Annotated in this window: 12 protein-coding genes; 3 read left to right on the forward strand and 9 right to left on the reverse strand. The window is 43.5% G+C overall.

From position 1 onward, the window contains the following. Window positions 1-82 precede the first annotated feature (82 nt). From murG to mraZ, 9 genes are read right to left on the reverse strand one after another with little or no spacing between them, the layout of a single operon-like run. Complete coding sequence (murG, locus tag EZV76_RS10355) at window positions 83-1174, reverse strand: undecaprenyldiphospho-muramoylpentapeptide beta-N-acetylglucosaminyltransferase (protein ID WP_136566474.1); 1092 nt, start codon at window positions 1172-1174, stop codon at window positions 83-85. Continuing rightward, the gene (locus EZV76_RS10360; protein WP_136566475.1) at window positions 1161-2366 is read right to left on the reverse strand and encodes an FtsW/RodA/SpoVE family cell cycle protein; all 1206 of its coding nucleotides are present in this window, start codon (window positions 2364-2366) and stop codon (window positions 1161-1163) included. Before EZV76_RS10360 ends, murG begins: the two co-directional genes overlap by 14 nt. A gap of 3 nt (window positions 2367-2369) precedes the next feature. Next, on the reverse strand, window positions 2370-3704 hold the full coding sequence (murD, locus tag EZV76_RS10365) for a UDP-N-acetylmuramoyl-L-alanine--D-glutamate ligase (RefSeq protein WP_136566476.1): 1335 nt from the start codon (window positions 3702-3704) through the stop codon (window positions 2370-2372). Then, complete coding sequence (gene mraY / locus EZV76_RS10370; RefSeq protein WP_136566477.1) at window positions 3705-4925, reverse strand: phospho-N-acetylmuramoyl-pentapeptide-transferase; 1221 nt, start codon at window positions 4923-4925, stop codon at window positions 3705-3707. It abuts the gene before it with no gap. A gap of 10 nt (window positions 4926-4935) precedes the next feature. After that, entirely contained in the window at window positions 4936-6396 is a 1461-nt protein-coding gene (locus tag EZV76_RS10375) for a UDP-N-acetylmuramoyl-L-alanyl-D-glutamate--2,6-diaminopimelate ligase (RefSeq protein WP_136566478.1), read from the reverse strand. After that, complete coding sequence (locus tag EZV76_RS10380) at window positions 6393-8402, reverse strand: PASTA domain-containing penicillin-binding protein (RefSeq protein WP_136566479.1); 2010 nt, start codon at window positions 8400-8402, stop codon at window positions 6393-6395. The genes EZV76_RS10375 and EZV76_RS10380 overlap by 4 nt, the downstream gene beginning before the upstream one ends. Window positions 8403-8407: 5 nt before the next feature. Then, window positions 8408-8725, reverse strand: a complete 318-nt coding sequence (locus tag EZV76_RS10385) for an FtsL-like putative cell division protein (protein ID WP_136566480.1) — start codon at window positions 8723-8725, stop codon at window positions 8408-8410. Between the two features lie 8 nt (window positions 8726-8733). Further along, on the reverse strand, window positions 8734-9636 hold the full coding sequence (gene rsmH / locus EZV76_RS10390; protein WP_136566481.1) for a 16S rRNA (cytosine(1402)-N(4))-methyltransferase RsmH: 903 nt from the start codon (window positions 9634-9636) through the stop codon (window positions 8734-8736). Continuing rightward, window positions 9629-10084: a division/cell wall cluster transcriptional repressor MraZ gene (gene mraZ / locus EZV76_RS10395; protein ID WP_136566482.1), complete on the reverse strand. Its 456-nt coding sequence runs from the start codon at window positions 10082-10084 to the stop codon at window positions 9629-9631. The genes rsmH and mraZ overlap by 8 nt, the downstream gene beginning before the upstream one ends. 261 nt (window positions 10085-10345) lie before the next feature. Between mraZ and EZV76_RS10400 the strand changes: the two genes are divergently transcribed. The 3 genes from EZV76_RS10400 to EZV76_RS10410 all read left to right on the forward strand — a co-directional run bounded on the left by EZV76_RS10400 (window position 10346) and on the right by EZV76_RS10410 (window position 12556). After that, the gene (locus EZV76_RS10400; RefSeq protein WP_136566483.1) at window positions 10346-11110 is read left to right on the forward strand and encodes an alpha/beta fold hydrolase; all 765 of its coding nucleotides are present in this window, start codon (window positions 10346-10348) and stop codon (window positions 11108-11110) included. A gap of 2 nt (window positions 11111-11112) precedes the next feature. Next, window positions 11113-11727, forward strand: a complete 615-nt coding sequence (gene yihA / locus EZV76_RS10405; RefSeq protein ID WP_136566484.1) for a ribosome biogenesis GTP-binding protein YihA/YsxC — start codon at window positions 11113-11115, stop codon at window positions 11725-11727. 103 nt (window positions 11728-11830) lie between these two features. Next, the gene (locus tag EZV76_RS10410) at window positions 11831-12556 is read left to right on the forward strand and encodes a pirin family protein (protein ID WP_136566485.1); all 726 of its coding nucleotides are present in this window, start codon (window positions 11831-11833) and stop codon (window positions 12554-12556) included. The last annotated feature ends 6 nt before the right edge of the window (window positions 12557-12562 follow it).

Below are 12562 nucleotides of genomic sequence, written 5' to 3' on the forward strand. Positions count from 1 at the left end.
CGAGCGCAGTAGAGAACAGCAATTACCTCTCGACTCCGCTCGAGGTGACATACTTTATTTATTTGTTCTTTCAATTGCAATCTCACTTCTTCAACAACTTTTCAATTTCATCAACAATATTTTCCGTAGCCTTTGGCATGGCCAATTTTTTAATATTGATCCCCAGTTTTAGCTGCATTTCTTCTGAATCCAACAGACCCGAGAATGCGTTTTCAAATGTGCTATCCAGTTCATCCTCTTTGAGCATGATGGCCGCATCTTTTGCCGCCAACGCCTTTGCATTTTGGGTCTGATGGTCCTCAGCCACATTGGGCGATGGAATAAAGACCACCGGTTTTCCTACCAAGCATAGCTCTGATACTGAACCGGCACCCGCCCGGGAAATGATAACATCTCCCATGGTGTAGGCCAAATCCATCCGATTGACAAAAGCCAACACTTTAACTCTATCGGAATCGTACTTTTTATACTCCTCATAGTACAACTTCCCGCATTGCCAGAGTACCTGCAACCCTCTTTTTTCAAAGAAACCGAGTTCCTTTTCAATCAATTGATTGATGCGACGCGCACCTAAACTGCCCCCCAGCACCAAAACCGTTTTTTTCTGGGCGTCCAATCCAAAGAAAGTACCAGCTTCATCTTTGGTTGATTTTAAATCCACCAAATCCATTCGGATGGGGTTCCCGGTCTTCACAATCTTTTCCTTTGGAAAAAACCGCTCCATGCCATCGTAGGCAACGCATATTTTTTTGGCCTTCCCTGCCAATAGTTTGTTGGTGATCCCCGCGAAGGAATTCTGTTCTTGCAACACACAGGGAACACCTGAGCTTTCAGCCATTCTTAACAATGGTCCGCTCGCAAACCCCCCAGTACCTATGGCCACATGGGGTTTAAATTGCTTCACTATTTTGCGTGCTGTCAACAAACTACTTATCAGTTTAAAGGGAAACATGAGATTCTTCAATGTCAGTTTCCTCTGTATTCCACTTATCCACAAGCCTTTAATTTCGTATCCGGCCTGCGGCACTTTTTCCATTTCCATTTTATCCTTGGCACCCACGAACAAAAATTCCGCATTGGGATGCCTTTTTTTTAGCTCATTGGCTATGGCTATGGCCGGATAAATGTGGCCGCCCGTTCCTCCTCCAGAAAGTATAAACCTATATCTGTCCACTCAATACTTCTAAAGGGTTGGTCTCATCTATATCATAGGATTGCTCCTCTAAGTTCTCTTTCTTGTTGCTTGCACTCAACACTATGCCAATCGCCATACAGGTCATCCAAATGGACGTACCCCCCATACTAATCAGGGGCAAGGGCTGACCCGTTACCGGAAACAACTGTACCACTACGGCCATATTGATAAAGGCCTGAAAAACAATGGGCAATCCAACGCCTATCACCAGCAATTTTGAAAACACCGTCTTGGCCGAATGGGCCACCACCACTATCCTAAACAATAGCAACAAATAGAAAAACAACAAAGCTCCACCTCCCAACAGTCCATATTCTTCAATAATGATGGCAAAAATGAAATCCGAAGTACTCTGAGACAGCATGTTCTTCATAACACTTTTACCTGCGCCTTTGCCCACAACTCCACCTTCTGCAATGGCAATCTGTGCCAAGGTCAACTGATGCAAATCATCTTTATCCGCCTTTTCAGGATGCATAAAAGTCTCAATCCTGGATTTCCATGTGCCTGCCCGTTGCGGCAAGGCTTCGGGAGCCTTGAACAGCACAAAAAGGAACATTCCCGCCAGTACGATTCCAGTGCCCACCATGGCAAACAAATATTTTAGGGGATATCCGCCTAAAAAACACAGCACCAACACCAAAAAACAGATGATGGCCGCGGTTGAAAAGTTTTCGGGCAGTATCAACAATACCACCAAGGCTGTGGGCAACCACAAGGGTAGAATACTTTCCTTAAAAGTTATTTTGGTGTCCTTAATCTTAGTTAAGTATCTCGCAATCCAAATCATAAGCACCACCGACGCCAAGGTCGATGTCTGGAAATTGACCCCAACGAACGGTATCTTAATCCAGCGATTTGCGGTAACTCCTCCAATTTCAGTCTCCACTGTAAGCGTGTAGCCCAACAGAATCAATACAATAGGCATGGCGATAATGGAAAGTCCTTTGAAATAGTGTGTTGGCACGCGATGCACTCCATAAATAATACCAAATCCCAAAAACAACAACACGGCATGCTTTACCAAGTGACCAAAGGTGGTTCCATCGCCATTTACATATACCAAATTGGTACTGGCACTATAAACCGGCAAAAATGAGAAAAGGGCCAACAGGGCCACTACACCCCAAATGGCTTTATCTCCTTTCAAATTTTTGAACACGGTTTTCACGGTTTACAGGTTTTTTACGGTTTCCTTGAATTGATTTCCTCGATCTTCATAATTTTCAAACAAATCGAAACTGGCACAGGCCGGAGACAACAACACGGCATCTCCACGCTCAGCAATCTTATAGGCCACCTTTACGGCCTCTTCCATGGAGTAGGTCTCCACCATAAGATCAATGACATTGCCAAAAGCCGACTTCAGCTTGGAGTTGTCCATTCCCAAACAGACAATGGCCTTCACCTTTTCCCGGACCAAAGGCATCAATTCGGAATAATCGTTGCCCTTGTCCACTCCACCTACGATCCAAACAATGGGCCGCTTTATGCCATCAAGGGCATAGTAGGTGGCATTCACATTGGTGGCCTTGGAGTCGTTGATGTATTCCACATGATTGATCTTCAACACCTTCTCCAACCGGTGGGGCACCCCTTGGAACGACTGGATACTCTGACGTATAGTCTCCTTCCTCACTTTTACCAATAGGGCAGCCATGCTGGCGGCCATGGTGTTCTTTACATTGTGTTGCCCTTCCAAGGCCAAAATATCTGTACTCATCTCCAAGGTTTTATGTTCTAATTTTATGTGTATCGTTTTATCTTCCAACCAAGCTCCTTCCTCTACTTTCCTTTTTAAGGAAAATGGAACCAATTTGGATCGAACGGAGTTCTTTTTAAGCCAATCTCCAATCACTTCATCATCTGCATCATAAATCAGATAATCTTTTTCATCCTGATTCATGGCGATGCGGAATTTGGAGGCGATATAATTTTCAAATTGATAATCATATCGGTCCAAATGGTCGGGGGTTATATTGGTGATTACGGCAATATGGGGTTTAAAGTCCACGATTCCATCCAGTTGAAAACTGCTGATCTCCAACACATACTGACCATAATCCTTTTCGGCCACCATTTTAGCATAGCTATCCCCAATGTTTCCAGCCATGCCTACGTTCAACCCTCCTTCTTTCAAGAGATGGTAGGTCATCATGGTGGTAGTGGTCTTTCCATTGCTTCCCGTGATTCCAATTAAGGTCGCATCCGTATATTTTGAAGCGAATTCAATCTCCGAAATCACCGGAATCCCTTTTGCCACCAATTGTTTCACCAAGGGCACCTTGTCCGGAATCCCAGGGCTTTTCATGACCATATCGGCATTCAGGATTTTGGCTTCGGTATGCTGGCCCGACTCCCATTCAATCTCAAAATGTTCAAGAACTTTTTTATAGGTTTCCTTTATTTCGCCTTTATCCGAAACAAAGACTTCAAATCCTTTTTGTTTTCCCAAAATGGCGGTTCCCACACCACTTTCTCCTCCACCCAATATCACCAAACGACCCATTTATCGAATCTTTAAGGTGACAATGGTCACGATGGCGAGCAAAATCCCTATAATCCAAAACCGGGTGACTATTTTGCTCTCGTGATACATTTTTTTCTGATAGTGATGGTGCAAGGGCGCCATCAGGAATATGCGTTTTCCCTCACCATATTTCCGCTTCGTATGCTTAAAATATCCTACCTGCAACATGACCGATAGGGATTCGGCAAAGAAGATTCCGCACAAAATGGGAATCAACAGTTCTTTTCGCACTATGATGGCAATTACGGCAATGACCCCACCAATGGTGAGGCTTCCCGTATCTCCCATAAACACTTGTGCCGGATAGGCGTTGTACCATAAAAACCCGACCAAGGCCCCTACGAATGCCGCGATGAACACGACCAACTCCCCTGCCCTAGGCAAATAGAAAATATCCAAGTAGTTGGAGAATTGCACATTGCCTGAAACCCAGGCAAAAATCCCGAGGGTTAGTACAATGATGGCCGAAGACCCTGCCGCCAACCCATCTATTCCATCAGTTAGGTTGGCTCCATTGGACACTGCCGTAACGATAAGAATCACAACCGGAATAAATATGATCCAGGCATATTGCTCCATACCTTCACCCGCCCATGTAATCAAATCTGCATAATCCAATTCATTGTCTTTGAAAAAGGGGACATTGGTACGGACCGCCTTGGTTTCTTCACCAAACACCTTTTCCACTCTAAAATTCTCATTGATTTGGGTAGTGTCTTTTTCTTTAATGGTCACTCCTGGATGAAAATAAAGGACCGTACCTACAATCAATCCCAACACCACTTGGCCTATGACCTTAAATCTTCCCTTAAGTCCTTTCTTGTCTTTTTTGAATATTTTGATGTAATCATCCACAAAGCCAATAATGCCCATCCAAACGGTGGTAACAATCAATAGGATGATATAGATGTTCTTGATATCGGCAAACAGCAACACAGGAAGCAGGGTTGAAATTATGATGATAACCCCTCCCATGGTTGGTGTTCCGGCCTTTTGCTTCTGGCCTTCCAATCCTAAATCACGGACGGTCTCCCCAATTTGTTGTTTTTGAAGAAACAGAATAATGCGTTTTCCATAGACCATTGCTATCAAAAGAGAGAGCAAGACCGACATGGCCGCACGAAAAGTGTAGAACTGAAAAAGTCCTGCTCCTGGCAGTTGGTATTGTTTCTCTAAGTATTCAAACAAATAATATAGCATGGACTACAAACTAATTTTGGCTATCCAAAGCCTCTTTAACTTCTTTAAAATCATCAAAATCTACCCTGACACCATTGGTCTCCTGATAGGTTTCGTGTCCTTTTCCGGCCACAAGGATTATATCGTTGGCCACCGCAAGCTTGCAAGCCGTTCTTATGGCCTGTCTCCGGTTTTCAATGGACAGTATTTTTTTGGTGTTCTGGGCCTCAACCCCAGATTCCATATCGGCAATGATGGCCTCTGGGGATTCCGTTCTCGGATTGTCCGAGGTAAAAATGGCCTGATTGCTCATTTCGGATGCGATATGACCCATAACCGGACGCTTAGACTTATCACGGTCACCACCACACCCCACTACGGTGATGACGTTTTCATTTCCAGTCCTCAATGCATTGATCGTAATCAACACATTTTTTAGTGCGTCCGGAGTATGGGCATAATCAACAATTGCCGTTATTTTATTTTTTGATATGTAGTATTGAAACCTTCCATCCACATTTTCCAACTCGCTCATCAAGCGCAAGGTTTCTATTCTTTCCAAGCCCAAAATATCCGCAGTGGCATAAATGGCCAACAGATTGTAGGCATTGAAATCCCCTATTAATTTGGACCACAGTTCATTGTCTTCCAGTTTCAACAACTGCCCATTGAACTGTTTTTCCAAAATCTGGGCCCTATAATCTGCATAGGATTTTAAGGCGTAGGTATATTTTTTGGCCTTGGTATTCTGTAACATGACCAACCCATTCTTATCATCAATATTCACCAATGCGAAGGCACTCTTTGGAAGGCCATCGAACAATTTTTTCTTGGTATCCCGATATTCAGCAAAGGTTTTATGGTAATCCAAATGATCATGTGAAAGATTGGTGAAAATGGCACCTGCAAAATGGAGTCCTTCAGCTCTTTTTTGATGGATACCATGAGAGCTGACTTCCATAAAACAGAACTCCACACCAATACTATTCATCTGGGATAGATACTTATTAATGGTAATCACATCTGGCGTAGTGTGGCTTGTAGCATGCTCGGTATCGTCCACCATAACTTTGATAGTGGAAATAAGCCCTACCTTGAATCCCGCTTTTTTGAACAAATTATACAGCAAAGTACTTACCGTGGTCTTTCCATTGGTACCCGTTACCCCTACCAACTTTAGGTTTTTGGAAGGGTTATCAAAAAAATTGGCAGCCATGATGGCCAATGCACTATTGCAATCAGACACCTTACTATAAGTGACCCCATTGATCAATAACTCTGGAAGCTCCTCACACACGATGGCTTTTGCTCCTGAATCAACTGCTTTCTGGATATACTCATGGCCATCTGTAATGGTTCCCCTAACCGCCACAAAGACATCATCCATTTCTACCTTCCTAGAGTCAAAATGGATTTGGTTCACCAATACGTTGGTGTCGCCACTTACCGCTGAAAGGCTTACTCCATATAATATGTCCTTCAACAACTTCATGAAAGTTCGAGTACTATTTTTTTAACTTGCTTGATATCTGTGCCTTGCTCAATGGATTGCCCTTTCACCTTTCCATTGCCATGTACCTCCACTTCCAGTCCCAAATTTTCCAATAAGGAAACTGCGTCCATCCCACTCATTCCCTTCACATTGGGTATGGTGCTGTATTTTTTTTGTGCTTGGGCGTAATACTGTTGGTATTTTTCATCCAGTATTTTATGATCTGGGATATTCTCATCCACCTCATCTACCAATGGAGAAATTGCATGTATTTTTTGTGCCATCGACTTAAACACTGGTCCTGACACATCTGCACCATAATACCCAACACTCTTATCGGGCTCGTGAATGATCACAATACAGGAATATTTTGGATTTTCTGCCGGAAAATATCCTGCAAACGTTGAGATATAGGCCAGTTTATCTGGGTCTTTGGCTTCATAGTTTTTCTGACAGGTTCCCGTCTTTCCGGCCATGGAAAAGTTTTTGGAGTACAGTTTATGCCCTGTTCCATAATCTTTCTCGACCACATCCTTCATGAGTTGTTGCATTTTCACCACGGTCTCTTCGGAACAGATGGATGGATTCAACACTTGTCTATCAAACCTCTTGATTACCTTACTTCCTTCCCTTACTTCCTTGATCAGTCTTGGTTTTACCATTTCGCCGTCATTTGCAATGGCATTATAAAAGGCCAAGGTCTGTAAAGGAGTTAAGGACACTTCATATCCGTAGGACATCCATCCCAAAGAAATTCCAGACCACCCTTTATCCCCAGGGTATCTAATTACTGGCGCACCTTCTCCTTTGATGGGAACTCCCAATTTTTTATGAAGTCCCATATTCATCAGGCGGTTCACGAACTTTTCGGGCTGCTCTTTGTAATTTTCATTGATGATTTTGGCAAATGCGGTGTTTGATGAAACTGCAAAGGCTTTGGCGGTAGATATCTTACCATAACCTCCCCATTTGGAATCCCTTACCACCCCATCATAAATACGATACCTTCCTTTTTCCGTATCGATTACCGTACTGGTATCTATGACCTTGTCCTCCAAAGCTGCCACCAAGGACATCAATTTAAAAGTAGAGCCCGGTTCATGGGACTCTCCAATGGCATAATTTAGTTTTTCGTAATATTTTCCTTCGGAAGTGCGACCAAGGTTTGAAATGGCCTTAACTTCTCCCGTTTTGGTTTCCATAACCACCACACAACCGTGGTCTGCTTTATATTTTTCCAACTGGGCCAAAAGTTCATGGTGGGCAATATCCTGAATGTTGATATCAATCGTAGAAACTACATCCAATCCATCTTGAGGCTCCACTATATTGTCCAAACCAACGGGTTTCCATTGACCCTTGGCAATTTTTTGCTTCAAACGCTTGCCTTCTTTTCCTCTCAAATACGGCTCTCCAAAAGCACCATCCAGTCCCACACGGGTATAGTATCCATTTTCATCCACCCTTTCATAGCCAATACTTCTGGCCGCCATTTTGCCCAAAGGATACTCCCGAACAACTCGATGTGTCTCCACAAATCCACCTTTGTATGGCCCCAATTTGAACAAAGGGAATTGCTTTATGCGTACATAATCCAGATAATCTACATTGCGGGCCACCAATTTATAACGGTTGCCGTTGGCCCTTGCCTTCCTGAACAATTGCCTATAGTAGGAAGATGGCCTATCGAATAATTTTCCCAATGAGTCGGAGAGTGCAGCCACATTGTTCTGAAAATTTTCTTCAGAAACTGTTTTGGCATCAAACCGAATCTCATATTTAGGCACAGATGCCGCCAACAGACTCCCATCTTCTGAATATAGATTTCCTCGGTTGGGTTCTATGGTGAACATTTTTTCAGTCTTGCTCAAAGCAAGTTCTTTATACTCCTCCCCTTTCACCATTTGGATATCTACCAACTTCACCACCACGGCAATGGCCAATACACAAAGTCCCCCGGCAACGAGGTACAATCTGTTCATGATATTTTTTTCAGTAATGGCCACTGGTCTTATTCTGTTGATTTAACTTTAATCTTTCTCGGTGGGTTCTCGGAGGGCACAAGCCCTTTTTCCGCCACGGTTTTTCTTAAAGTGGACTCCAATTTTAATTGTTGTACGTGGGAGCGGCCTTCCACAAATTCACTCCGAAGTTTTCGCACTTCTTCGTTCAAAGCAGCTATTTCCAGTACCTTTTTATCAGCATTATGGCTACTTGAAATCATCAAGGCAGCCAGAAAAGATGCAAACAGTAAAAACAACCAGTTCTTGGGAGCATCACCGCTTACCAAGAACTTTCCTTTTAATATGTCCAACAAACCTTTTCTCATCGTGTCCCCTATATTCTTTCCGCTATGCGGAGTTTTGCACTTCTCGCCCTATTGTTCCTTGCTATTTCTTCTGCTGATGGCACAATGAGTCCTCCCACTTTTTTTAAGGGAACCTCTATATTCCCATAAAAATCCTTTTCAGGTTCTCCTTCAAACTTTCCCGCTCTGATGAAGCGTTTCACCAATCTATCTTCCAAGGAGTGATAACTGATCATACTCAACCTTCCTCCTTTTTCCAACATATCGGGCACTTGCAACAAAAACTCCTTGAGCACCTCTATTTCTTGATTGACTTCAATCCGGATGGCCTGATAAATTTGGGCCAGGATTTTATTTTCTTTCATCTTGGGCAGAAACCGACTCAAGACACCTTTTAATTCATCCGTGGTCTTTATCGGGGCAACAGACCGGGATACCTCAATAGTTTTTGCAATGGCCTTTGCATTTCGCAATTCGCCATATTGAAACAGTACCGATGCTAAATCTTCAGGAGAATAGGTATTGACCACCTCGTATGCCGACAACTCGCTGTTCCGGTTCATCCGCATATCCAAATCTGCATTGAAACGAATGGAGAAACCGCGTTCAGCCTCATCAAACTGATGGGAGGAAACCCCGAAGTCTGCCAAGATTCCATCAACTTTCCGAATGCCATAGAACTTTAAAAACTGCTTGAGGTACCGAAAGTTCTGATTGATCAATTGAAACCTTTCATCATCAATGGCATTCTGCAGGGCATCCTCATCTTGATCAAATGCAAACAACTTCCCTTCCTCTCCCAGTCTTTTCAATATTTCCTTGGAGTGTCCGCCACCACCAAAGGTGACATCCACATACACCCCATCATGCTTTATGTTCAATCCGTCCACCGACTCGTGCAACAGCACTGGATTATGGTACGGACTACTCATCGTCTGCAAAGATCTCTTCCGCTAGATCGGCATAATCCTTCTCACCCTCGGCCAAGACTTTTTCGTACTTGTCCTTATCCCAAATCTCTATCTTATCGAAAACCGCATTGAGCACAACTTCTTTTTCAATTCCGGCGTAGTCCACCAAGTTTTTGGGTATCTGCAACCTTCCCGAATCCCCATCAATTGCCACTTCTTTCATACCCGCCACGAAGTTCCTCACGAAGGCATCGTACTTACGGTTGATCTTGCTCTTCTTCATAACTTTCTGCATCAAAACATCAAATTCCTGCTTGGGATACAATTCCAAACATTGCTGAAAAACAGATCGCTTGATGACAAACCCATCCTTCAAAACAGGCAATAGCTGATTCTTCAAGGAAATAGGCAGTAAAACCCTTCCTTTTGAATCTGCTTTACAATCATGTTGTCCGATGATATGGGTCACTAGAAATCAATTGGTTACTTAATACAACTCAAATATATTGATTTTATTTCCACATTTCTCCACTTAAAGACACTTTTGTTAATAAATTCCCCACTTTTTGATTAAAAGCCCACAATTTGCACCCAAATGCACTCCCAATAAAAATGCACCTTAGGTCTTCAGCTAGTGCTTGAATTAAAAAAACATGATTTAGAGATAACATAACCTGGATTTTGTGTTATATGAAATGCCTATATTTGCCCCTCGACCAACTGACTATTGATGGAAGAGCATATAATCAAGGATGGCAAATACCGATACATAGAAATGGGTGAAGGCACCCCTATGATCATCCTACATGGTCTCATGGGGGGGTTGAGCAACTTCCAAGGTGTATCCGACTATTTTCCGTCAAAGGGCTATCAGGTATTGATTCCCGAACTTCCCATTTATGAAATGCCCCTGCTTAAAACCACGGTAAAGAACTTTGCCAAGTTTTTGGAGGAGTTCATCGAGTTCAAAAAGCTTAAGGATGTAATTTTATTGGGAAATTCCCTTGGGGGACATATTGGTTTATTGCACACCAAAATGTACCCTGAAATGGTCAAGGCGCTGGTCATCACAGGCAGCTCCGGTCTCTATGAGAGTGCCATGGGCGATGGTTACCCGAAACGTGGCGATTACGAGTTTATAAAAAAGAAGGCCCAAGATGTCTTCTATGACCCCGAAGTGGCCACCAAGGAAATTGTGGACGAAGTGTTCGCCACGGTGAACGACCGCATGAAATTGGTAAAGACCCTTGCCATTGCCAAAAGCGCCATTCGACATAACATGTCCAAGGACCTTCCCCATATGGACACACCCACCTGTATTATCTGGGGTGAAAACGATACGGTAACCCCTCCCAACGTAGCCAAGGAATTCCATGAGCTACTACCCGACTCCGACCTGTTTTGGATTGAAAAATGTGGGCATGCCCCCATGATGGAACATCCAGAGGACTTTAACCGCATTCTTGAGGCTTGGTTGAAAAAGCGTAACTTCTAAGCATGAAAATTACTTCTGCGGAATTTATCATGAGCAACTCCAGTGTGGCCAAGTGCCCCAATGAACCGTTGCCCGAATATGCCTTTATTGGACGGTCCAATGTTGGAAAATCGTCCTTGATCAACATGTTGGTAGACCGCAAAGGCTTGGCCAAAACTTCAGGGAAACCCGGAAAGACACAACTCATCAACCACTTTAAGATCAACAACAATTGGTTTTTGGTGGATTTGCCCGGATATGGCTATGCAAGGGTCTCCAAAAAGGACAAAAAGACCTTTCAAAAGTATATTACCGAATATTTTCAGAAAAGAAAACAGCTGGTCTGTGGTTTTGTTTTGGTGGACATTCGACACGACCCCCAACCCATTGACCTTGAGTTTATGGAATGGCTGGGAACCAATCAGATTCCTTTTGCCATAATTTTCACCAAAGCGGACAAGCTTAAACCCAATGTGATAGAGAAACAGGCCAACACTTATCTCCAAAAGTTACTGGACAGCGCATGGGAAGAAGTCCCTCCACATTTTACCACCTCATCTTCAAACCGGATGGGACGTGAGGAACTGTTGGGATTCATTGATCAAATCAATCAGGATTTTTTCAGTAACAATTCATAGCCGTTTCCATCCATTCTCCTTATGCAAGTTCTGTAAGTCAACTTTGCCTTTTACGACTTATTTTGGATAACTGAGTATTTAATAAATCAAGAAGGTTAACACCATGAAAACCGTATTGCACAAAGCAGCCACAAGAGGCCACGCCGACCACGGTTGGCTCAACAGTCACCATACATTTAGCTTTGCAGGCTACCAAAATCCAGAGCGGATGCATTTTGGAGTACTCCGTGTTTTGAACGATGATCAGGTTGCGGCCGGAAAGGGCTTCGGCACCCACCCCCATGACAACATGGAGATCATTTCCATTCCCTTGGAAGGCGATTTGGAGCACAAGGACAGTATGGGGAACACCACTACCATCAAAGAGGGCGATGTACAGATAATGAGTGCCGGAACCGGGATTTTTCATAGCGAATACAATAAAAATGATGACAGGGACGTGAAGTTTCTCCAAATCTGGGTATTTCCCAACAAACGAAATGTGGAGCCCCGATACGACCAAATTTCCATTCGGGATATCGCCAAGGAGAATGCTTTCTATCAAGTGCTTTCACCCAACCCTAAAGACGATGGCGTTTGGGCACACCAAGACGCTTGGTTCCATTTGGGGAGATTTGAACCCAATTCCTCGGATACCTATACTTTAAAAAAGGAGGGGAATGGTGTTTACGTCTTTGTTTTGGAAGGTGAAGTTGAAATCAACGGACAGCGGTTGGAGAAACGCGATGGCTTTGGTCTATGGGAAACCAATTCTTTTGACCTTACCGCCCTAACAGATAGCAGGGTACTATTGATGGAAGTCCCCATGGCTCTTGAAGCCATAGGATAATTTACA

This window comes from Flagellimonas alvinocaridis (assembly GCF_004916895.1).
Classification (GTDB): Bacteria; Bacteroidota; Bacteroidia; order Flavobacteriales; family Flavobacteriaceae; genus Flagellimonas; species Flagellimonas alvinocaridis.